Source organism: Sphingomonas sp. EC-HK361, assembly GCF_902498785.1.
Taxonomy (GTDB): Bacteria; Pseudomonadota; Alphaproteobacteria; order Sphingomonadales; family Sphingomonadaceae; genus Sphingomonas.
On record NZ_LR701494.1, the window covers coordinates 449,932 to 469,827 of the forward strand.

A 19,896-nucleotide genomic window follows, 5' to 3' on the forward strand; every position below is an offset into this window, starting at 1 on the left:
AAGGATGGCATGATGAAGCCGGTGATGATTGGGCAGCTCGCCAGCGAGACGTCGACAAAAGTGACGACGATCCGGTTTTATGAGTCGATCGGGTTGCTGCGCTCCGCCCCGCGCACGGCGTCGGGCCGTAGAACCTATGATGCCAGCGACATCGAGCGTTTGCACTTCATCCGCAACGGTCGCCGGCTCGGCTTTTCGGTCGACGAAATACGATCGTTGATGGGGCTGGCGCAGAACCCGGACCAGGATTGTGGTGCCGCCTCAGCTATCGCTGCTCAGCACCTCAAGGATGTTGAGGAGAGGCTGGCGCAACTCGCGGTGTTGCGGGATGAGTTGGCAATGCTCAGCCAGAGCTGCACCAAGGCGCGCATGGCCGATTGTCGGATCATGAAGGCGATCGGCAAAGGCCACCCTCAAGCCGATCAGTAATAGTCGGCTAGCCTGAGGTCGCGCACATCACCCGAGGCCATCGTCAGCTTTACGAGGGTGCCAGCAGGCCGGGAGCGCACTTGCCAGAGCTCCCCACGCGTATAGTTCGCATCGATCGAATGGCCGTTCACCGCCACGATCCGGTCGCCGACCGCCCAGCCAGCCTTTTCCGCGGGACTGTTCGCCGCCACATGAACGACGGTGAGCGCCGTTGGTGAGGCTGCGAGGCCAAGGCCGCTACGGTCCTTCAGCATCGGCAGGCGACGACGAGGACCGAGTGGCCGGAGCCACACGAATCCGGCGGTCACGTCGAACACCACGTCGAATTGAGCGATCAGCGGTAGGCCGACATTGCCAACCGTGCTGGTGGAGAGCCAAGCTCTCATCCCGAGTGTGGGGACGTTCGAGACGCCAAGCCCTTCAATGTTGATGTTCTGGGTTGTGAAAGCATCGTTGACTCGCACGCCATCGACGCCGCCGATCGCCGCGGTCGAGACGAGCTTCCCGTTCAACAGCCCTTGATCGCGGGCATAGGCCGACGAGAGCATCAGCGCGGCCGAGCTGCCAAGATCGATCATCAAGGGCACGGGAGACAGGCCCTCGACGGAGGCCCGGATGAACAGCTCCTGCTTGGCACCGCGTCCGAGCGCGACAGCGCGCCAGTCGGGGCCGGCGAGAAACGTGCCTGACTTGACGACCGCCATACGCCTGTTCGCGAAATCGAGCGCGATGCAGCTGCCCGTGAACATATCGGCACCGAGGAGAACGTCGATCGGTCGTCCGAAGGCCGCCGACACTGAACTCAGATCACCAACAACGGCAAAGGGTAAGCGACGGGTTTCGCGGGCGAGCTGTACGTCGATGTCGCGGACCAGCAGCACCGGGGCCTTGGCGCTCAGCCCGCTAATCATGCGCCGCTCACCATTGTTCAAGCCGAGCTTCGCCGCGAGCGCCGTGCTCATGATCGACGCGCCGCTGCCACTGTCGAGCACCGCCCGCGCCGGCACTCCGCGCACTTGTGCCGAAACAAGGAGGGTATCACCCGTGCCGACTTCCAGCGGCTCCCATTCGAGGTGAGCCGCGCCGAAGTTCCACGAGGCCGCAGACCGGGAAGTCTGTCGCGCGAGCGTTGGAGAACCGAGCACCAAGCCGGTTCCACAGGCCACCAGCCGCGCCACTAATGAGCGTCGAGACATACCGATTGCTTCAACACGGGCCGTCAAAAAGCCACCTCCAGCCCCCCGTCCGCAGGAGAGCAAATTGCGGTTACATGCTCTAGCAACTGGAGGAGCAAGGGTTTTTGAAGCGCCCGAAATGCTATCCTGTTCAAATGCCCTCTCGAAAATGAGCAGTTGAGGCAGGTCAGGAACCGGTCGAATAAGACCGAAGTAGGCAATTTCGCTTGCGCGACCTTGGCGAGCAGGACCCCAGTTCACGAAGAAACGTGAAGCTATCGCCTCACCCGCAGCAGCCCGCCACAGTCCCGTTTGCTTTCGCTTCCTGGATCGGAGGGCATGGGACATCGCCAAATGAGCAGAACACGCAGCAGTCGCCAGCCAGGGGCCGCAGCACCACCGCGCAATGCCGGCAATCATAGAAGAATTGGCAGGCGTTGGTGGGCATCCTTTCGGTGGCCACCCCGCCGCATTTGGGACAGGTCAGGGTTGAGGTGAGCTGCATCAGGAAAGCGCGTTCATCAGCGGCGCTTCTAGGAGGTCCCAGGCGAACGCGATAAGCGTCAGAACCGTTCCAATCGCGAGCAGGATAGGTGTCGCGCGCGAGGGCAGCGGCATTGTGCAGGACCGGTCCCCAGCACAGGACCTCCGCCGCTGCGCGTAGGCCCACCACCCAGCAGCCAAGCCGATGAGGGAGGTCGCCGTTAGCGGCCACCGTAGTGGTATCAGCGCGGCGAAGTTGCTGGACAGGCCCGCCCCCAGGCCGAGCGCCGCGAGTGCGAGGGGCAGGACGCAGCATGACGCCGCAGCTAGAACAGCGGCTAAGCTCGCAAGCGCGCCGAGGGCGGATAGCCCCGTGTCGGCGCGACGTCGTGACGTTGGTGCGCCTAGGGGTTCACGCGGGATGGTCTCTTGGTTCATCTATCGCCTCTAGCGGGTTAGCCCGTTATGCATCCTGTAGTGACTACAGGAGCAAGCAATATATGCGCGTTGAGGAAAGCATCACGATCGGCGAGCTGTCTCGCCGGACTGGCGTGAATATCGAGACGATCCGGTACTTCGAGCGCGTTGGTGTTCTCGCAACGCCACCCCGCACAAGCGGCGGGCGGCGGGTATATGGGACCGGTCACGTCCGCGCACTTGGGTTCGTCCGTCGCGCGCGCGAACTCGGCTTCTCCCCGGCCGAGGTGCGCGCGATCCTGTCTCTTGGCGGTTCTGCGCAGGCGTCATGCAGTGAGGTCCGCGAGATCGCGGCTCACCATCTAGAGCGTGTGCGCGCTAAGATGGAGGATCTGGCGCAACTAGAAAGCCTGCTGGCTGCGACCATCGACCGTTGCGAAGGCGACGGGGCGGCGAGGTGCGCCGTGATCGACTTGCTGAACCAACATTCGACTGCGTAGATGTCGCATCGCACCCCGTACTCGCGCAAACGGTCGATAACGGAGCCGATCACCATCACCACGGCACGCGGCCCTAGCCACCTATGTGGACGTTGCGCATCACGAAGCCGCTTTTCGGAAGCGCTGGCAGCCTGGCGAAATCGATGCTCAGGTCTTGGTCCGGTACGTCATAGCGCATCGCGTTGACGAGGAGGTGTGCCGCCACCTTCATGATCGCGAGGACGATCCATTCGCCGGGACAGCGATGGCCGAGATAGTGATCGCCGCCGCCCTGCGGAATGAAGTTGAAGGAGTCTTCGTCCCAAGCCCTGAAACGCTCAGGGCGAAACTCCTGGGGGTCGGCCCAGGTCGCTGCGTCGTGATTGCTCCCATAAAGGTCTAGCACCACTTGACGCCCTTCCGGAAAGGCCATCCCCTCCCACTCGAAATCTTGGCTCGCGCGCGCCACCACAGCGGGAAAGAAGGGATAGAATCGGCGGACCTCTTGGACGAAGAGCTCGGCATAGTCCGGCTGCTGAACCAAGGCCGCCCTGATCCCTGAACAGGTTTGCAGCGCGTGGGCGACGAAGGTGATGTACACTGCGATCGCGACGGTCGGGCGAAGGACATTTACCAGTTCGACCGCTGCGACGTGCGGCGAAAGAAGATCGTCGTGCCGGTCGCGATGCCAGGCTATCGCGTAAGCCGCGGTCCCCGAGCCCGAGCCGATGCTCCCGGCCCGAATGCCTTCAATGATCCGCTTCGCCCATGCGTCGACGCGACGACGGGCCAGCCGTGACCAAAGATGCCTTGGGCTCGCCGAGCCGGCGGCGTCGAACAGCGCCCGCAGCTCGCCCGCGCGGTTGCCGGCTTCATCGTCCGGAAGAGGAACTCCCGCCCAAGCGCATACCGCTCGCGTCAGCGGCTCATGCAACTCGTCATAGAAGACGATCTCTCCTTTGCGCGTCCAGCCCGGCACCGCCCTGCGCCACTCGGCCTCGAACAATTGCGCCAGCGCCCGCACGCGCTCTGGTGTCATCAGGCCCATGAACATCTGCTTGCGGTGCCGATGGGTCTCGCCGTCCAGACCCTGAACGCCGCCTTGGCCCAGCAGTGTCTTCTGAATAGCGACCGGCATGGCACCTTCGCGCTCGAAGCGGGTCGTATCGTAGAAGATTTCGGCGGCCTTGGCCCCCTTAAGGCAGTTGGTCTTTTTCAGCAGGAAACGGGATTCAAAAGCGTTTGCGCCTAGGCGCTGGCACTGCCTGGAGATGAACCGATAGGGATCGGCGAGGAGAGAAAGGGTTTCGTCCGGGCCTTTCGTGTGTGGTGTCTTAGGCATGACCGGTCCGGTGATTGTTGGGTCTCCTTTGATTAACTCGGAGGAATATCACGGGTTGCAGGCTCACGACAGGTGACGAACGAGGACGATCAGGGCGGAGCAGGCGCGGCCGAGGCGTTCGAGGCCATGCGCGGCGAGCTGGCGCTGCGCCGTGGAGGGCTTGGCGGCCGAGCGCGGCGATCGACATACCCGACCATACCGAGACGCTTGGCGTGCTCCAGCAGAACGTGAACACGGCAGGCGAGAACGTCGCGCGCATCGGCCAATTCCTGAAAGCGGCCCCGGCGCTGGCGATGACGCCGGAGCAGATGGCGCAGCGCATCGCCGCGGCGGGCAGCGCCGCCCGGCGCGAGGATCAGGCGGCGCTCGCCAAGGCGGGCGAGGACAAGGCCCGCATCATGGCCGATCTTCGCGCCATCGCCGGGTCCGCATGGACACGCGCCGACCAGAAGAATCGGCAGCTATGGTTTGCCCTGGGTGGGGTGGCGGCCGGCATCCTCGCATGGGCGATCGTGCCGGGCCTGGTCGCGCGCGAGATCGCACCGGCGAGCTGGCAATGGCCCGAGCGCATGGCGGCGCGGACGCTCGACTTGCCCCGCTGGGAAGCCGGGCAGCGTATGATCCAGAGCGCCAGTCCCACCGCGTTCCGCGCCATCGTCGGGGCCGACAGGATCGTGACGGCCAACCGCGCGGCGATCGAGGGGTGCGGCAAAGCCGCAGCGCGAAACGCGTGAAACGGTGCGACGCACGATCACGCTCAAGTGGAGTAAAAGTTAGCCGCGCAAGTTATTCAGCCAAGCGTTCGATGATCGGACAATCAGGCCGATCATCGCCATGACAGGCTTGGGCGAGCCCGGTAAGCGAGCGGCGCATGGCGTCCAAGACGCGGACCTTGCGGCCCAGTTCGGCAGCGCGGGCTTCCGCCAGCGTCTTCACTTCCGCGCTCGACCGATCGCGATCCGACCACAGCCCCAGCAGCGTGCGGATTTCCTCGATCGGGAACCCCAGGTCGCGCGCGTTGGCGATAAATCGCAGCCGATGAACGTCAGCGTCGGCGTAGTCCCGGTAGTTCCCGCGCCGTGGCGGCGCGGGCACCAAACCAATCTTTTCATAGTGGCGGATCATGCGTTGGGAGACGCCGCTGGCGTCCGACGCCGCTCCGATGTTCACAGCTTTACCGCGTTGAGCCGCAGTGCGTTCAGGACCACGGTGAAGGACGAGAGCGCCATCGCTGCACCGGCCAGCATCGGCGACAGCAGGATACCGGCAACCGGGTAAAGCACGCCGGCCGCAACCGGCACGCCGATTCCGTTGAACAAGAACGAGAAGAACAGGTTTTGGCGGATATTTCGCATCGTCGCGCGAGCGAGCTTGCGGGCGCGCACGATCGCCGAGAGATCGCCGCGCGTGAGCGTCATGCCGGCGCTTTCGATCGCCACGTCTGTTCCCGTTCCCATCGCCAAGCCGACATCCGCGGCGGCGAGCGCCGGGGCGTCGTTGATCCCATCGCCCGCCATTGCGACCCTTGCGCCGCTCGCTTTCAGCTCGCCGATGATACGCGCCTTGTCTTCCGGCAGCAGATCGGCGCGCACGTCATCAAGACCGCCCACGGCGCGCGCGACAGCATCGGCCGTCCCACGATTGTCGCCGGTGAGCATGACGACCCGCAGGCCCTCCTTGCGAAGCGCGGCAATAGCGTCGCGCGCCGATGCGCGCACCGGATCGGCGACTGCGAGCAGACCGGCGAGCGCCCCGTCGATCGCGACGAGGATGATGCCCGCGCCTTCGCCACGGTGACGATCGGCCGCGGCGTCGACCGGCTTGAGATCAGCGCCGATCCGGCTCATTTGCACCGCATTGCCAATCACGACCGAGCGGCCGCCCACCGTGGCGCTGACACCCAGCCCGGTTTGCGAGGCAAAGTCCGCGACTGTGCCGAGCTGCAATCCTCGTTCTTTGGCGGCAACGACGATTGCGTGCGCGAGCGGATGTTCGGATTGGCCTTCGACGGCCGCGGCAAGCGCGAGCATGTCGTTCTCTCCGACCGCGCTGACCGTCTCGACCGCGATCAGCTTGGGCTTGCCTTCCGTGAGCGTACCCGTCTTGTCGATGACAAGGGTATCGACCTTTTCCAGCCCCTGTAAGGCTTCCGCGTTCTTCACCAGCACGCCGGCCTGAGCGCCGCGTCCCGTGCCGACCATGATCGACATGGGCGTGGCGAGCCCGAGCGCGCACGGGCAGGCGATCACCAGCACTGCGATGGCGTTAAGCAGGGCATGGCCCATGCGCGGCTCAGGGCCGACCAGCGACCAAGTGATGAAGGTCGCAATCGAGATCAGCACGACGAGCGGCACGAACCATCCTGAAACCCGATCGGCGACCGCCTGTATCGGGGCGCGGCTTCGCTGCGCTTCCGCGACCATGCGGACGATACGCGCGAGCATCGTGTCCGAACCAACCGCGCGGGCTTCCATCACCAGGCTGCCCGTCCCGTTGACGGTGCCCCCGGTAACGATCGCCTCGACTTCCTTGAGGACCGGCGCGGGTTCGCCGGTGAGCATGGCTTCGTCGACCGACGAACGACCCTCGACCACGACGCCATCGACCGGGATGGCTTCACCGGGGCGGACCCGCAGCCGGTCACCGGTTGCCACGTCGGCAAGCCCGACTTCTTCTTCAGAACCGTCAGGCTGCAAGCGTTGCGCCGTCTTGGGGGCGAGATCCATGAGAGCGCGGATCGCGCGCCCTGTCGCCGCCCTAGCGCGCAGTTCGAGCACTTGCCCGAGCAGCACCAGTGTCACCACGACGCCGGCCGCCTCGTAATAGACGGGAACCATGCTCCCATGCGTGCGGAAGGTCGCTGGGAAGATGCCCGGCGCGAGCGTCGCGACCACGCTATAGAGGAAGGCGGCACCTACGCCGATCGCGATCAGTGTGAACATATTGAGATGGCGGGTACGAAGCGATGTCCACCCCCGCTCGAAAAACGGCCAGCCCGCCCACAGCACGATCGGCGCGGTGAGTGCGAGCTGGACCCAAGGCGAGGCCGCAGGGCTAACCACATGCAGGCCTAACATTTCCGCGAACATCGAGACGACGAGCAGCGGGATCGTGAGCGCGCCCGCCACCCACAGTCGGCGCGTGAAGTCGACCAGCTCAGGGTTGGGAGTATCGTCGAGCGACGGTTCTTCGGGTTCGAGCGCCATGCCGCAGATTGGGCAAGTTCCCGGCCCTTCCTGGCGAATTTGCGGGTGCATCGGGCACGTCCACATCGCCCCCGGCGTCGCCATCGGCTCCGGTTTCGGCTTATCGCTCAGATAGGCGTCAGGATTGGCGACAAACTTGCTCCGGCACCCTGCGCTACAGAAATGATAGGCATGACCAGCGTGCTCGGCATGGTGTGTCGTTTTTGCGGGATCGACCGTCATGCCGCACACCGCGTCGATCACTGCTGCTGCGGCATCGTTGTCCTTACTGCCCGAGCAGCAGCCGCCCGCTTCGGTGTGATGATGTTCGTGCTCGATCTTTGCGGGAGCGGCCGAGCCGCCCCCGCAACAGGATGAGGGCGTGGAGACCGATTCAGGCGCAGGCTTCGAACAGCCGCAACCCCCGGCTTGGGAATGGGAATGAGGGTCGTTCATGGCAAGACTCCTTCGACCCGAGAGCATGTAGGGTATGACACCGTGTTAGGGTCAAGGCCCTGTCGGCACCGCTGGCGTGTATGTTGAATCTACGCGCGGGAGCGGCGTTGCCCTCATATTGCGGGGGCCAGCTCTACACCCTCGACGCCATAAGGGCCGCAGCTTAGGTCTATTACTAGCTCGCCAAACGCGGGCCGGGGGCAATCGGGGACATATGGCAGCGCAGATCGACAGTCTTTCTACTGGCACCGACCATGACGGCCTGGTGCGCCGCTTAATTGCCCGCTGGCGTGACGATCAGGGCGCGACCTATCGGAGCTGGTTTCTTTGGGACGAACGGTTGAAGAACTTCCGATCAATCCGGCGCGGCATCACCCAGGTTGTCGGCGAGATCGAGCGCGGCACGTTCGGCGTCGCCTACCGCGGATCGTCGCTCGAAACCGTCGTCCATTCCGTCGCCGAGCAGCGGCAAATCTTCAAGGGCGCGGACCATGCGTTCCTCTGGAAGCCGAAGCTCCGCATCCCCGACATTTACGAGAGCCCCGACAATCAGCGCGCGTTCGGCCGCTTGCTCGACGCCTGTTCCTGTTGCGACACGGCCGAGGAGATCATCAGCCATATCCACGCGATCGACCGTTTGAAGATCAAGGGGCTGGGTCCGGCGGTCGCCAACCTCCTCTACTTCCTTCACCCGACGCTGGTGCCGCCCTTCAACACCGCAATCGTTAAGGGCTACAACGCGCTGACGGGGGCGAATGTGAAGCTCGGGAGCTGGGAGCATTTTCTGGCGATGCGGACCGGCATCCTCGATCTCAACGACCGCTTCCGCGAGCTGCTATCGAATGATTTAGGCGCGATCGGCGGTCTGTTGTTCGACATCGGCTCCGATCGCTATCCGGCTCCGCCCCTCGACGTGAGCGGCGCGACGCTGGCGAGCTGGGGGCAGCGGCTTGAGGCGGCGCGCGAGGAAGCGCGCACGCTCAGCAAGGCCGCTCAGCGCGAGGGCGAGAACGAGCGCACCCATACCGAAATCCAGGCATGGCTTCGCGATCTAGGGTTGGCGCTCGGCTATGACGTATGGATCGCCGCGAACGACCGCAGCCGCGCCTTCGACGGATCACCCTTGGGCGCAGGATGCCTTGAGCGCCTGCCCGACACGATCGCGACGTCGAAGGGCGCTGACTCGATCCGGCTGATCGACGTGCTGTGGCTTGAGAAGGCCGGCGATCATGTCGCCGCGGCGTTCGAGGTGGAGCATTCGACCTCGATCTATTCGGGCATCGTCAGGATGCTCGACCTGGCCTTGAGCGGTGGCGACCTTCACGCGACCGCGGGGCTGTTCCTTGTCGCGCCCGACGCGCGCGAGACGGACGTTCGCGCGCAGTTGCAGCGGCCCGCGTTCAGCCGCGTAGCCGACCTCGACATATCCTACCTGCCCTATGGCGAGCTGGAGAAGAACCGGGAGGCCATCGCGCGGTTCGGATCGGGACTGAAAGCGATCAAGGCCGTTTCCAGCAAGCTCGCCTAGCCCGCTCCGCGCAAGGGATGATCCGGAGAGCCGCGTATCCTCTAGCATGTAGAGGAGTGCTGCCGTGACGATGCCATCCCCGGCCCCCTGGCTCGACGCCGTGCTGATCGGGTGGTTCGTGCTGACCGCCCTTTCGGTCGCTTACGTCGCGTGGGATGCCTTCACCCGCAACCCCGAGCTGCGCGTGATGAAATGGGGGTGGCTGTTGGTCACGCTCTATGGTGGCCCGATCATGGCCGCGGCCTATGTCCTGTCCTGCCAGGAGCCGGCGAACGAGCGGCACGAGGATTTCGTTCGACCGCTCTGGAAGCAGGCGTTCGGCTCGGCCATCCATTGCATGGCGGGCGATGCAACCGGCGTCATCGCCGCAGCCGCGATCACCACGGCGCTCGGCCTGCCGATGTGGCAGGACGTGATCGCGGAATATGTGTTCGGCTTCGCGTTCGGACTGCTGATTTTCCAGGCGCTTTTCATGCGCGACATGGCGGGCGGTTCCTATTGGGGCGCGCTTCGCATGTCGTTCATCCCCGAATGGCTGTCGATGAATGCCGTCATGGCCGGCATGATCCCGACGATGGTGGTGTTGATGAGCCGCGACATGGCCGCGATGCACGCCAGCTCGCTCCGCTTTTGGGGCGTCATGTCGCTGGCGACACTCGTCGGGTTCGCAGTCGCCTATCCGATCAACCTTTGGCTGGTTGGCGTGCGCTTGAAGCACGGCATGGGCACGGTGCGCGCGCTGGGGCATGGCGGACACGAAGTCGGCGCGGACCGGCAATCGGCCACGCCGATGCCGGACATGGGACACGACGCAATGGCAGGGATGAGCGGCATGGCGGCCGGCGCGCGCGTGACCGGACCTCAGATCGCCGCGATGACAGTGTTGACGCTCATCATGCTTGGCGCGGGCATCATCATTGCGACGCTGTTCGGTCGGTGGGCCATGTAACTTGCCGCGAACGACGGAGATCGCGGCAAGGGGTGATCGCGCGGCGCGCGTATCTAGGAACAGGCGGGGGCTCATACGGAGATAATGCGATGCACCAGATCGACCCCGGCATGAAGGCGTGCATGGACGCCTGCCACGAATGCCATGTGACCTGTCTTCACATGGCGATGAACCATTGCCTCGAAATGGGCGGCCAGCACGCCGCGCCCGAGCATATGAAGATCATGGCCGACTGCGCGCAAATTTGCGCGGTTGCGATCGACTTCATGGCGCGCAAGTCCGCCCACCATCAGCATATCTGCCGCGAGTGTGCCGAGATCTGCCGGGTTTGCGCAGCGAGCTGCGAGGCCCTGGGCGGCATGGAGGATTGCGTGGCAGCGTGCCGGAAGTGCGCCGATTCCTGCGATCGGATGGCGGCATAGCGGGGCTTGCGCGGGCGGTCGCCCGCCCGCGCAGCTATCTGCATATCAACGGCCCATGCTCGCGATCACAGCGAACAGCTCGGCCGTGAACTTGGTCAGGAGCTCGGTCGCTGCGCTCCCGAAAATCACCAAACATACGCCTAGCGCGATCAGCTTAGGCACGAAGCTCAGCGTCTGTTCGCTAATCGACGTCGCCGCCTGGATGATGCTGATTATCAGCCCGACGATCATCATCGGCACGAGCAGCACCACGCAGATCAGGCCGGCCACGGCCAGCATCCTCCCCGTCTCGTCGAGCAGGATCGACTGATCCATCAGGCGCGGCCCCGTGAACGGCCGGGGACCGCGAGGGCTCCCCGGCCGCGCATCACATCGCCGATGCAGGCGGCGCGAGCGTCCCGAGCCAGGCGATCAGCCCGAGAACCGCGATGACACAGGCGGTTTCGATCGCCAGACTTGTCCGCAGCGCGCCGAGGGCGCCCTTGTGATCGTCCGCTGCGATCGACCGCTCGAATGCCGGCGTGAGCCGGAAGCGGTTGAGCGAGGCGAGCCCTAGCATGGCGACGAACAGCGCCAGCTTTGCGATCAGGAGCTGACCATAGAGCGTCGCAGGAAGCGTGGCGAGGTTGCCGATCCCGACCAGCATCCAGCCGTTGACCAGGCCGGTGACGAGGATCGTGCCGACCACAACCGTCCCGATCGCGCCGAACCCGTGCAGCGCGCGGTGCGTCAGCCCCAGATGCGCCGCGTCTACGCGCGCCGCGGGTCGGGAGACGAGCAGGAGCAGCCCCAGTAGTGCGCCAACCCAAGCGCCCGAGGCGATCAGATGGAGAATGTCGACGATGAGGTGGACCCAGCCCATCACGGCTTCGTCCATCGCGCCGTGTCCGGTCCACGCCAGCGTTGCGAGTGCCACGGCCGAGCAGAGCGCGACGATGCTCAGCCAGATGCCGCGCCCGCCCGCGACCAGCGCTGCCAGCGCCGCGAGGGCCACCATGACCATGCGCAGCTTCCATGCTGCTCCGATCGCAGAGCCGGTGAGCAGCGCGCCGACTGCTTCACGGTCGATCGGCCAGGCCGGCGTTCCGGCCATTGAGGAGGCCATCAGCACGACCCAGGCGCCTGAAAACAACAGGCTCAGGCCAGCGCTGGCGATGAACCAGGGACGCAGCGCGAGCGCGTCGCCGCGCTCGCGCGCCCGCAGCCCATAAAGGCTGAATGCGGCAAGGCCGAACAGCGCAGCCAGCGTCACGTAGAGCGCGAAGCGGACGCCGATAAGCGACCAGTCCCCCATCGCCTCACTTCACCGCGAAGACGTAGGTTCCTGCGACCTTGTGGGTGTCGGTCGAGACGACATTCCACGCGACGCTATACCGACCCGATGGGAGCGGCGATTTCGGGGTGATGACGAGGGTCCGGCCATCGGACGAGAGCGCGGAGGCGCTGGCCATCTTCATGGCTGCCATGCCGGGCATCGCTGCCATCGTGAGATCGGCCTTGGAGAAGGCTGGCATCAGCTTCTCGCTGAAATGAAGTTCGATACGAGCGGGCTTCGCGACCGTCGCATTGGCGGCCGGCGATGCCGACACCAGCTTAGGATGGGCGTTCGCCGTTCCGGCGAACATGACGAGAGCGGCAGCAGCAGTCAGAACGGATAGGCGGCGCATAGGGGGCCTTTCGACAGGAGGGTTCCTGTCCTTCATTACGCGCCCCGATCGACCACCCCTCACGGATGGATTTGAGGGATGGGCGCGTCGCTTGCGTAATCCATGCTAGAGGGGTGGAGTGAACGACATGGACCTCGACGCAGTATTGATGAGGCTGGCGCAAGCACCCGTGCCCGCGAGCCTTGATGGCATGGAAGATCGCGTGCTGGCGCGGGTCGCCGCACGTCCAGCGGCGCGCGCCGGCTTAGGCGTTGGGGCAATGACGATCGCTGCGGCGCTCGTCATGGGCATCTTCGGTGCCGGTGTGCCCGCGAAGGAAGCCAGCGCGGCTTCGCTATCGCCCTTGGGGCCGGTGTCGCCGCTCGCGCCCTCCACGCTGCTCGTCGGCGTGCAATGAGCGGCCGCATCCGCCTTCTGCTTGGCATTGTCGCGTGCTTCATCGCCGCGATCATCGGTGTGTTCGTGGGGCGGGCGCTACTTCCGCCACGTGCCCAGCCCGGCTCGGAGCTGCACGACGTGCTGCATCATAAGCTGGCGCTGGACGCCAACCAGGAAGCGCGACTTGAAGTGCTGGAGCAGCGTTTCGCCGTGCAGCGGCGCGCATTCGAGCTGGAATTGCGGGCGAACAATGCCCGGCTCGCTGAAGCGATCGAGGCCGAGCATGGCAACGGGCCGCGCGTCGCCGCAGCGGTCGACCAGAGCCACGCCGTCATGGGCGAGCTCCAGAAAGCGACGCTGGCGCACATCTTCGCCATGCGCCAGCTCTTGCGGCCCAATCAGACCGGCCAGTTCGATCAGGCCGTGGTGAAGGCGCTCACCGACGACGCACGTTGAGGTTCGGCGCGTGAGCCTCGACTGGACCACGCTTACGGACGGCGAGCTGGCGACCCTCAGCATCGCCGGGCGCGAAGCCGCCTTCGCCGAGATCATGCGCCGCCATCGGCAGTCAATCTTCCGCATGGTGCGCGCGTGCGTCGGCGAGGCCGACGAGGCGCTGGACCTTCTGCAGGAGACCTTCGTCGCGGCGCATCAGGCCCTGCCCCGCTACGACGGCGATCGATCGATGCGCGCGTGGCTATCGACGATCGCGATCAACAAGTGCCGCGATTGGGGGCGCAAGCGCACCGTGCGGCGCTTTCTGGCGTTCGCCGCACCGATCGGCCCGGAAGCCGAAGCCATTGCAGACGACCAGGTGGCGATCGACGACGCGACGGGCGACCGACAGGAACTCGACCGCGTGACGCGCGCCATTGCGGGCTTGCCGACCGCATTGAAGGAATCCTTGGTGCTGCGCACGATCGAGGGGTTGAGCCAGGCTGAAACCGCGGCAGTGTTGTCGATCAGCGAAAAGGCGGTAGAAACCCGCCTCTATCGCGCGCGATCGAAGTTGCTGGAGCGATTGGGCGGGCGCTGAGGGATAGCGCCCTGAGCTGCGTATCAAGGCTAGAGGGACACTCCCGTTCGAGAGCCTTGAGGACCGTATGAGCCGCACTATCGATCGCCGCCAGATGCTTCGCGGCGCCGCCCTTGCTGGCGGTGGCATGGCGCTGACCGCCTATATGCCCGCGTGGGCGCAGCCTGTCTCGGGCGGGATCGTCAAACCGCTGCCGACCGTCTCGGGCACTGACATCGCGCTGACGATCGACAGTTTCAGACTTCCCGTCGACGGCAAGTCGACGCCCGCAATCGGCGTCAACGGCACGGTGCCGGCCCCTCTCATTCGCTTGAAGGAGGGGCAAAAGGTCCGCCTCTCCGTCACCAACAATCTCGACGAGGACAGTTCGATCCACTGGCATGGGCTGCTCGTGCCGTTCGCGATGGACGGCGTGCCCGGCATCAGCTTCCCCGGCATCAAGGCGCGCTCGACCTTCATCTACGAGTTCCCGATCATCCAGTCGGGCACCTACTGGTATCACAGCCATTCCGGCGAGCAGGAGCAGGGCGGACTTTACGGGCCGATCGTGATCGACCCGGCCGGTGCCGATCCGATCGCGTTCGACCGCGAGCATGTGATCGTGCTGTCCGACCACAGCCAGATGACCGGCGAGCAGATTTTCCGGAAGCTGAAGCAGATGGGCGGCGCCTATTTCAACTATCAGCGGCCGACCCTCGCGGGCTTGCTCGCGGGTCGGGAAATGCCGCTCAAGGACCGGATCGAGTGGGGAAAGATGCGAATGGACCCCGCCGACATCGCCGACGTCACCGGCTCGACCTATACCTTCCTGGTCAACGGCTACGGGCCGTATGACAACTGGACGGGGCTGTTCAAGCCGGGCGAGCGGGTCCGCTTGCGGATCATCAACGCCGCGGCGCAGACCAACTTCAACGTCCGCATCCCCGACCTGCCGATGACCGTCGTGCAGGCCGATGGGCAGAATGTCCGTCCGGTGAAGATCGACGAGTTCCAGATCGGCGTTGCCGAGACGTTCGACGTGATCGTGACGCCCGAGGACCGGGCCTACAGCTTCGTCTCCGAGGCTATCGATCGCTCCGGCATGGGCCGGGCGACGCTCGCCCCGCGTGAGGGGATGGTCGCCCCGGTCCCGCCGCTTCGTCCGCGCACGCTGCTGACCATGACCGATATGGGCATGGACATGGGGAGCATGGGCGGGATGCAGGGCATGTCCGGCATGAAGGACGAGAGCCCGGTCGCCACGCGCGGGCCGGACCCCACCTTGATGCAGAACGCCTCGCGCAATCTTTGGAAGCTGACGGGCTGGAAGGGGCCGACCGATCACGGGACGGTCGCGGCAGGCGCAGCGATGGCGGGCATGTCCGGCATGTCGGGCATGGACCACAGCCAGATGGGCGGCGCTGTAATGCCCGGGATGGACCATAGCCAAATGGCAGCGGGCGGTGCTGGCATGGCCGGCATGGACCATAGTGCCATGTCGGGCGGATCGGGCCAGGCTGGCGGCATGGCCGGGATGGACCACGGGTCGGGTGGCGGCATGAACATGAACATGCGCGACCCGAAGAATGCGCCGGGCGTGAAGATGGGGCCGGGCGTGCAGACCATCTCCCCGATGCCGAAGGACCGTAGCGGTGAACCGCCCCAGGGTCTGGAGGGCCTGGATCACCGCGTCCTCACCTATCGCGACCTCGTTTCGCTCGCGCCCAACCCCGACGTGCGCGCGCCGTCGCGTCAGTTCGAGATCCATCTGACCGGTAACATGGAGCGCTACATGTGGGGCTTCGACGGGCAGAAGCTGAGCGATCCCGCCGACCCCATCCCGTTCCGCAAAGGCGAGCGGGCGCGGGTGACGTTGGTCAACGATACGATGATGCCGCACCCCATCCATCTCCACGGCCATTTCTTCGAGCTGGTGACGGGGCACGGCAATCATGCGCCGCGCAAGCACACCGTCAACGTGCCGCCTGGAGGCAAGATGACCTTTGATCTGACCGCCGATGCACCCGGCGATTGGGCGTTCCACTGTCACAATCTCTACCACATGACCGCAGGCATGATGCGCGTCGTCACCGTTCGCCCGTTCGCGGGAGAGGCGGCATGAACCGGCTGACCGCGGCGCTCGCCGCCACCACCATGCTCGGCATCGCCGGTCCTGTCGCCGCTCAGTCGATGCAGGGCATGGATCATTCGGCAATGCCGGGCATGACCATGCCGATGCCTGCGAAAAAGAAGCCGGTGGTGAAGCCCACGGCCAAAGGCAAGCCGGCCAAGACTAGGTCAGCTCCTGCGAGGCGACCATCAGCTTCGACGACGAAACGCCGCGCCGCGCCAACGGCCGGCATGAATGGTATGGATCACGGGACCATGCCGGGCATGGATCACTCGTCTATGCCCGGCATGGACCATGCGGCTCCGCAGGGCTCACAGCAGGGCATGGAAGCCATGCCGGGGATGCAGATGCCCGGAAACGGCCAAACGGTCCCTCAGGGCTCCCAGCAGCCGATGCAGGGCATGGACCATTCGGCGATGCCGGGGATGACCATGCCAGCCGACCAGCACAGCGGCCACGACATGCAGGGCATGTCGGGAATGGCCGGAATGCCAGGCATGGCGGCCGATGGGGTGCAGCAGACTGGCACCGCGCTTCCCGCAGGAAACGCCCCCGCCCCGCCCCTGCCGACCGACCATGCGGCCGACAGCGTTTACGGCGCGGACGCGATGGCGATGGGTCGCCATCACCTTCAGCAGCATCACGGCGGTCAAAACTTCAGCCAGGTGCTATTGAACCTCGCTGAGTATCAATTCCGCAACGGTCGTGACGGCTATCGCTGGGATGGCGAGGCGTGGTTCGGGGGTGACATCAACCGCCTCTTCATCAAGTCTGAGGGCGAGGGAGCCTTCCGCGAGGGCATCGAGAGCGCCGAGGTGCAGGCGCTCTATAGCCGGACCATTGGCCCTTATTTCAATCTACAAGCGGGTGTCCGCCAAGATTTGGGGCCGTCCCCGAAACGCACCTATGCGACCGTCGGGCTGGAGGGGCTGGCACCGGGCTTCTTCGAGCTAGAGGGCGCGGTATTCCTGTCCAACAAGGGCGACCTGCTAGGGCGGCTTGAGGGCTATTACGACCAGCGCATCACCCAGCGGCTGATCCTGCAACCGCGCGCCGAGCTCAATTTCGCTGCGCAGGACGTGCCGGAAAACCGGATCGGATCGGGCCTATCCAACGCCGAGCTTGGATTGCGGCTGCGTTATGAGATCCGGCGCGAGTTCGCCCCCTATGTCGGCGTGTCATGGGATCGCCGCTTCGGCGACACCGCCCGCTACGCGCGCGCCGATGGGGATCGCGCAACGTCCAAGAGCATCGTCGCCGGCGTTCGTGTCTGGTTCTGATCGTTGGAGGAACAGATGGCTCAAGACGGCAGGCGCTCGATAAGGCAGCACTTCCCGAGCCTGCCGTTCGTAGGCGCCCTGGCGATCGTCCTGGCGCTGGGCGCAGCCGCGTTTATCTACCTTGGCGTGTATAACATCGCGGCCGACGAACCGCACACGCCGGCGGTCTATTCAATGCTCGAACGCCTGCGCGATCGGTCGATTGAGGCACGCGCGCGCGGCATAACACCCCCGGCCGATCTGGCATCGGCGCAGCGCGTGTCAGTCGGCGCGGGCCTTTACGGAGAAGTGTGTTCCGGTTGCCATCTCGGCCCCGGCGTCGAGAAATCCGAGATGAGCCAGGGCCTCTATCCACAGGCGCCGGAACTCGCGCGCGCTCAAGATCTCACCCCCGCCCAGCAATTCTGGATCATCAAGCACGGGGTGAAGCTCAGCGCCATGCCGGCATGGGGCAAGACGCATCCCGACCCCCTAATTTGGAATATGGTCGCGTTCGTCCGCAAGCTCCCCGGCATGACGCCCGAACAGTATAAGGCACTGGTCGCGAGCGCCCCGGCCGATCACGACGAGATGATGAAGGACATGCCGGGTATGAAGTGACCCCGGCGACGAGGTTGAGGGAGGAGTGGTTCTGAAAAGCGCGAAACTGAGGCTGCATCTACTCGCGAGCCGCACGCACAAATGGCTCGCGATCATCATCGGCGCGCAGCTCCTGCTATGGTTCGCAAGCGGCGCCCTGATGAGCTTCCTGCCGATCGATCGGGTGCATGGCGATCACCTCGTTGACCGCAAAGCCGCGGCGCCCCTTCCCCGCGGCAGCACGTTCGCCCCACCATCGGCGATCGTAGGCGCAGCAGATGCGCCCATCGAGGCCATCACCTATCGCATGTGGCTTGGCCGCCCGGTCGCCGAGGTCGCGACAGCCAAGGGAACGCGCCTGTTCGACGCCGCGACGGGCCAAGCGCTGCCAGCACCAACGGCTCGTGAGGCCGAGGAGATCGCGCGTTTGGCATGGCGTGGCGGTGCTCGACCAGCGGCGAAGGTAGAGCGGATCGAGCGCGCCAGCCCCGAATATCGCGGCACGCTCCCCGCCTGGCGCGTCGCGTTCGCCGACCTCGATTCCACCCGCGTCTTTGTCGCGGCCGACACCGGTCGGATCTCGGCTGTCCGAACCGGCACTTGGCGGCTCTACGACTTCTTCTGGGGCCTTCACATCATGGATTGGACGAATCACGAGAACTTCAACACGCCCTGGCTGCTCGCCTTCGCGATCGGTGGGCTTGCGCTTTGGTTAGGGGGGGCAGTGCTTCTCTACATGCGATGGCCCAAAACGCGGCGTCGCAACATCGTGATCGAGGCATAATATACGCGGCTCAGGAGCGTAGCCCTCGGAAATAAAGTCCTGTTTCCTGACAATTTCTCGCGCGTTCTAGCACCCCGGGTGAGGGATAGCCGCCTCGCACGCGTAGAAGTCTTAGAACCCAGGGAGATCAATAATGCGCTTCGCACCAACATTCGCAGCTTTGGCGCTGCTCGCCACGCCCGCCCTCGCGCAGCAGAGCGGCGGAATGCAGGGCATGAACCACGGTCAGATGGCCGGCATGAACCACGACGACATGGCGGGCATGATGGCCGGCAATCCCTACGGCCAGGCCGAGATGGACATGCATCAGAAGATGATGGCGGCCAAGCAGGGCGACGCGGCCGAAATGTGGACGCGCAAGATGATCGAGCATCACCGAGGCGCCATCGCCATGTCGCGCGTTGCGGTGCGTGACGCGCGCGACGCCGAGACCAAGCGCATGGCGCAGATGACGATCACGAAACAGGAAAAGGATATTGCCGAGCTGCAGGCGTGGCTCAGCAAGCACGGCAAGCGCCCGCAATAAGGGAGCGCTGCCCCGCCCTGTCGATCCCCCTACCCCCCGGCAGGGCGGGGATTTCCTTTTAGGAGCTGATGATGAAGAATGGTGTTCGTGGCGCCGTCGCCGCCTTGCTAATGACCATCCCAGCGGTCGCATCGGCCGCGGCCGACATCGCCATGCACCGCGATCCGGGTTGCGGCTGTTGCGAGAAATGGGCGGCGCAGGTGCGTCAGCAGTTCGGCCGCAAGGTCCAGATCATCGACGATGATCGCCGTGAGGTGCTGCAGCGTAAGATCGGCCTGCCCGCTGACCTCGCGTCCTGCCATACCGCGATCATCGACGGCATGGCGTTTGAGGGACATGTCCCGATCGCGGACATGAAGCGCGCGCTGGCCCAGCATCCTAAAGGCGTGCGCGGCTTGGCCGTGGCCGGAATGCCGATGGGCTCACCGGGCATGGAGGTGCCCGGCATGAGAACCCAGCCCTATGACGTCATTGCGTTCGGTGCCGCTGGCCGGCGTGTCTTTGCTAGCCACGGCGCCTAAACGACAGGTTGTCTTGTGAGCGGCAAATCTTCCCCGGCGCTTCATGCCGGCACTACGGCACCCGGCAAACCACCCGTATTGACCTCGGCGTTGACAATTGGGATAGTATCCGGGTGTTGAAAGCTCGTCTTTCTCTCTTGCTTCTTGTTG

25 protein-coding genes are annotated in these 19,896 nt (G+C 65.0%); 16 read left to right on the top strand and 9 right to left on the bottom strand.

The genetic code is table 11. The features are described from left to right. Positions 1 to 12 precede the first annotated feature (12 nt). The gene (locus tag BOS5A_RS09360; protein ID WP_004212867.1) at positions 13 to 429 is read left to right on the top strand and encodes a MerR family transcriptional regulator; all 417 of its coding nucleotides are present in this window, start codon (positions 13 to 15) and stop codon (positions 427 to 429) included. On the opposite strand, the gene BOS5A_RS09365 is transcribed toward BOS5A_RS09360, so the two are convergent. From BOS5A_RS09365 to BOS5A_RS09370, 3 genes are all read right to left on the bottom strand, one after another. After that, positions 423 to 1,625 (bottom strand): aspartyl protease family protein, encoded by a 1,203-nt coding sequence (locus BOS5A_RS09365; protein WP_082795033.1) that lies wholly within the window; start codon positions 1,623 to 1,625, stop codon positions 423 to 425. The genes BOS5A_RS09360 and BOS5A_RS09365 overlap by 7 nt on opposite strands. Before the next feature lie 262 nt (positions 1,626 to 1,887). Beyond that, positions 1,888 to 2,109 (bottom strand): GDCCVxC domain-containing (seleno)protein, encoded by a 222-nt coding sequence (locus BOS5A_RS16260; protein WP_081609171.1) that lies wholly within the window; start codon positions 2,107 to 2,109, stop codon positions 1,888 to 1,890. After that, positions 2,109 to 2,525: a mercuric transporter MerT family protein gene (locus BOS5A_RS09370; RefSeq protein WP_017980799.1), complete on the bottom strand. Its 417-nt coding sequence runs from the start codon at positions 2,523 to 2,525 to the stop codon at positions 2,109 to 2,111. The genes BOS5A_RS16260 and BOS5A_RS09370 overlap by 1 nt, the downstream gene beginning before the upstream one ends. A gap of 62 nt (positions 2,526 to 2,587) precedes the next feature. On the opposite strand from BOS5A_RS09370, the gene BOS5A_RS09375 reads away from it, so the two are divergent. Then, positions 2,588 to 3,004, top strand: a complete 417-nt coding sequence (locus BOS5A_RS09375; RefSeq protein ID WP_017980798.1) for a MerR family transcriptional regulator — start codon at positions 2,588 to 2,590, stop codon at positions 3,002 to 3,004. Between the two features lie 73 nt (positions 3,005 to 3,077). On the opposite strand, the gene BOS5A_RS09380 is transcribed toward BOS5A_RS09375, so the two are convergent. Further along, positions 3,078 to 4,325 carry a cytochrome P450 gene (locus BOS5A_RS09380; protein ID WP_017980797.1) on the bottom strand — a complete coding sequence of 416 codons (1,248 nt, stop codon included), beginning with the start codon at positions 4,323 to 4,325 and terminating at the stop codon, positions 3,078 to 3,080. A 212-nt stretch (positions 4,326 to 4,537) separates the two neighbouring features. On the opposite strand from BOS5A_RS09380, the gene BOS5A_RS09385 reads away from it, so the two are divergent. Then, positions 4,538 to 5,059, top strand: coding sequence for a DUF6118 family protein (locus BOS5A_RS09385; protein ID WP_017980796.1), 522 nt, complete (start codon positions 4,538 to 4,540; stop codon positions 5,057 to 5,059). A gap of 52 nt (positions 5,060 to 5,111) precedes the next feature. Here BOS5A_RS09385 and cueR read toward each other — a convergent pair whose 3' ends face one another. Together cueR and BOS5A_RS09395 are read right to left on the bottom strand one after the other, a co-directional pair. Continuing rightward, on the bottom strand, positions 5,112 to 5,495 hold the full coding sequence (cueR, locus tag BOS5A_RS09390) for a Cu(I)-responsive transcriptional regulator (RefSeq protein WP_017980795.1): 384 nt from the start codon (positions 5,493 to 5,495) through the stop codon (positions 5,112 to 5,114). Next, positions 5,492 to 7,753: a heavy metal translocating P-type ATPase gene (locus tag BOS5A_RS09395; protein WP_234419287.1), complete on the bottom strand. Its 2,262-nt coding sequence runs from the start codon at positions 7,751 to 7,753 to the stop codon at positions 5,492 to 5,494. Before BOS5A_RS09395 ends, cueR begins: the two co-directional genes overlap by 4 nt. Here BOS5A_RS09395 and BOS5A_RS09400 point away from each other — a divergent pair. From BOS5A_RS09400 to BOS5A_RS09415, 4 genes are all read left to right on the top strand, one after another. Next, positions 7,703 to 7,888 carry a hypothetical protein gene (locus BOS5A_RS09400; RefSeq protein WP_177179223.1) on the top strand — a complete coding sequence of 62 codons (186 nt, stop codon included), beginning with the start codon at positions 7,703 to 7,705 and terminating at the stop codon, positions 7,886 to 7,888. The two genes, BOS5A_RS09395 and BOS5A_RS09400, sit on opposite strands and share 51 nt — an antisense overlap. Positions 7,889 to 8,180: 292 nt before the next feature. Then, positions 8,181 to 9,494, top strand: a complete 1,314-nt coding sequence (locus BOS5A_RS09405) for a hypothetical protein (RefSeq protein ID WP_017980793.1) — start codon at positions 8,181 to 8,183, stop codon at positions 9,492 to 9,494. A gap of 70 nt (positions 9,495 to 9,564) precedes the next feature. Then, positions 9,565 to 10,443 (top strand): DUF4396 domain-containing protein, encoded by an 879-nt coding sequence (locus BOS5A_RS09410; RefSeq protein ID WP_234419402.1) that lies wholly within the window; start codon positions 9,565 to 9,567, stop codon positions 10,441 to 10,443. Between the two features lie 89 nt (positions 10,444 to 10,532). Then, the gene (locus tag BOS5A_RS09415) at positions 10,533 to 10,865 is read left to right on the top strand and encodes a four-helix bundle copper-binding protein (protein WP_151954925.1); all 333 of its coding nucleotides are present in this window, start codon (positions 10,533 to 10,535) and stop codon (positions 10,863 to 10,865) included. Positions 10,866 to 10,910: 45 nt separating this feature from the next. Here the strand turns inward: BOS5A_RS09415 and BOS5A_RS09420 are convergent, their stop codons facing one another. Genes BOS5A_RS09420 through copC form a run of 3 tightly spaced genes read right to left on the bottom strand, consistent with a single transcriptional unit; the run spans position 10,911 to position 12,532 of the window. Beyond that, the gene (locus BOS5A_RS09420; protein ID WP_017980790.1) at positions 10,911 to 11,180 is read right to left on the bottom strand and encodes a flagellar biosynthetic protein FliQ; all 270 of its coding nucleotides are present in this window, start codon (positions 11,178 to 11,180) and stop codon (positions 10,911 to 10,913) included. A gap of 52 nt (positions 11,181 to 11,232) precedes the next feature. Next, positions 11,233 to 12,159: a copper homeostasis membrane protein CopD gene (gene copD, locus BOS5A_RS09425; RefSeq protein ID WP_017980789.1), complete on the bottom strand. Its 927-nt coding sequence runs from the start codon at positions 12,157 to 12,159 to the stop codon at positions 11,233 to 11,235. A gap of 4 nt (positions 12,160 to 12,163) precedes the next feature. After that, positions 12,164 to 12,532, bottom strand: a complete 369-nt coding sequence (gene copC, locus BOS5A_RS09430) for a copper homeostasis periplasmic binding protein CopC (RefSeq protein WP_020486671.1) — start codon at positions 12,530 to 12,532, stop codon at positions 12,164 to 12,166. A gap of 127 nt (positions 12,533 to 12,659) precedes the next feature. Between copC and BOS5A_RS09435 the strand changes: the two genes are divergently transcribed. From BOS5A_RS09435 to BOS5A_RS09475, 9 genes are all read left to right on the top strand, one after another. Then, a complete protein-coding gene (locus tag BOS5A_RS09435) occupies positions 12,660 to 12,929 on the top strand; it encodes a hypothetical protein (RefSeq protein WP_020486670.1) in 270 nt (89 codons plus the stop codon). After that, complete coding sequence (locus tag BOS5A_RS09440) at positions 12,926 to 13,366, top strand: periplasmic heavy metal sensor (protein ID WP_017980786.1); 441 nt, start codon at positions 12,926 to 12,928, stop codon at positions 13,364 to 13,366. Before BOS5A_RS09435 ends, BOS5A_RS09440 begins: the two co-directional genes overlap by 4 nt. A gap of 10 nt (positions 13,367 to 13,376) precedes the next feature. Further along, entirely contained in the window at positions 13,377 to 13,946 is a 570-nt protein-coding gene (locus BOS5A_RS09445) for an RNA polymerase sigma factor (RefSeq protein WP_018251214.1), read from the top strand. Positions 13,947 to 14,013: 67 nt separating this feature from the next. Beyond that, entirely contained in the window at positions 14,014 to 16,047 is a 2,034-nt protein-coding gene (locus BOS5A_RS09450; RefSeq protein WP_018251213.1) for a copper resistance system multicopper oxidase, read from the top strand. Next, positions 16,044 to 17,336, top strand: coding sequence for a copper resistance protein B (locus BOS5A_RS09455; protein ID WP_024310688.1), 1,293 nt, complete (start codon positions 16,044 to 16,046; stop codon positions 17,334 to 17,336). The genes BOS5A_RS09450 and BOS5A_RS09455 overlap by 4 nt, the downstream gene beginning before the upstream one ends. Positions 17,337 to 17,462: 126 nt before the next feature. Beyond that, a complete protein-coding gene (locus BOS5A_RS09460) occupies positions 17,463 to 17,936 on the top strand; it encodes a c-type cytochrome (protein WP_234419288.1) in 474 nt (157 codons plus the stop codon). A 25-nt stretch (positions 17,937 to 17,961) separates the two neighbouring features. After that, positions 17,962 to 18,699, top strand: a complete 738-nt coding sequence (locus BOS5A_RS09465; RefSeq protein WP_017980780.1) for a PepSY domain-containing protein — start codon at positions 17,962 to 17,964, stop codon at positions 18,697 to 18,699. A gap of 160 nt (positions 18,700 to 18,859) precedes the next feature. Further along, complete coding sequence (locus tag BOS5A_RS09470; RefSeq protein ID WP_018251211.1) at positions 18,860 to 19,225, top strand: DUF305 domain-containing protein; 366 nt, start codon at positions 18,860 to 18,862, stop codon at positions 19,223 to 19,225. 68 nt (positions 19,226 to 19,293) lie between these two features. Beyond that, complete coding sequence (locus BOS5A_RS09475; RefSeq protein WP_017980778.1) at positions 19,294 to 19,746, top strand: DUF411 domain-containing protein; 453 nt, start codon at positions 19,294 to 19,296, stop codon at positions 19,744 to 19,746. Positions 19,747 to 19,896: the final 150 nt, after the last annotated feature.

Coding starts and splice junctions, on each gene's coding strand:
- BOS5A_RS09360 (WP_004212867.1), top strand. CDS start 13: ATGAAGCCGGTGATGATTGGGCAGCTCGCCAGCGAGACGTCGACAAAA.
- BOS5A_RS09365 (WP_082795033.1), bottom strand. CDS start 1,625: ATGTCTCGACGCTCATTAGTGGCGCGGCTGGTGGCCTGTGGAACCGGC.
- BOS5A_RS16260 (WP_081609171.1), bottom strand. CDS start 2,109: ATGCAGCTCACCTCAACCCTGACCTGTCCCAAATGCGGCGGGGTGGCC.
- BOS5A_RS09370 (WP_017980799.1), bottom strand. CDS start 2,525: ATGAACCAAGAGACCATCCCGCGTGAACCCCTAGGCGCACCAACGTCA.
- BOS5A_RS09375 (WP_017980798.1), top strand. CDS start 2,588: ATGCGCGTTGAGGAAAGCATCACGATCGGCGAGCTGTCTCGCCGGACT.
- BOS5A_RS09380 (WP_017980797.1), bottom strand. CDS start 4,325: ATGCCTAAGACACCACACACGAAAGGCCCGGACGAAACCCTTTCTCTC.
- BOS5A_RS09400 (WP_177179223.1), top strand. CDS start 7,703: ATGACCAGCGTGCTCGGCATGGTGTGTCGTTTTTGCGGGATCGACCGT.
- BOS5A_RS09395 (WP_234419287.1), bottom strand. CDS start 7,753: ATGACGGTCGATCCCGCAAAAACGACACACCATGCCGAGCACGCTGGT.
- BOS5A_RS09405 (WP_017980793.1), top strand. CDS start 8,181: ATGGCAGCGCAGATCGACAGTCTTTCTACTGGCACCGACCATGACGGC.
- BOS5A_RS09410 (WP_234419402.1), top strand. CDS start 9,565: ATGCCATCCCCGGCCCCCTGGCTCGACGCCGTGCTGATCGGGTGGTTC.
- BOS5A_RS09415 (WP_151954925.1), top strand. CDS start 10,533: ATGCACCAGATCGACCCCGGCATGAAGGCGTGCATGGACGCCTGCCAC.
- BOS5A_RS09420 (WP_017980790.1), bottom strand. CDS start 11,180: ATGGATCAGTCGATCCTGCTCGACGAGACGGGGAGGATGCTGGCCGTG.
- copD (WP_017980789.1), bottom strand. CDS start 12,159: ATGGGGGACTGGTCGCTTATCGGCGTCCGCTTCGCGCTCTACGTGACG.
- copC (WP_020486671.1), bottom strand. CDS start 12,532: ATGCGCCGCCTATCCGTTCTGACTGCTGCTGCCGCTCTCGTCATGTTC.
- BOS5A_RS09435 (WP_020486670.1), top strand. CDS start 12,660: ATGGACCTCGACGCAGTATTGATGAGGCTGGCGCAAGCACCCGTGCCC.
- BOS5A_RS09440 (WP_017980786.1), top strand. CDS start 12,926: ATGAGCGGCCGCATCCGCCTTCTGCTTGGCATTGTCGCGTGCTTCATC.
- BOS5A_RS09450 (WP_018251213.1), top strand. CDS start 14,014: ATGAGCCGCACTATCGATCGCCGCCAGATGCTTCGCGGCGCCGCCCTT.
- BOS5A_RS09455 (WP_024310688.1), top strand. CDS start 16,044: ATGAACCGGCTGACCGCGGCGCTCGCCGCCACCACCATGCTCGGCATC.
- BOS5A_RS09475 (WP_017980778.1), top strand. CDS start 19,294: ATGATGAAGAATGGTGTTCGTGGCGCCGTCGCCGCCTTGCTAATGACC.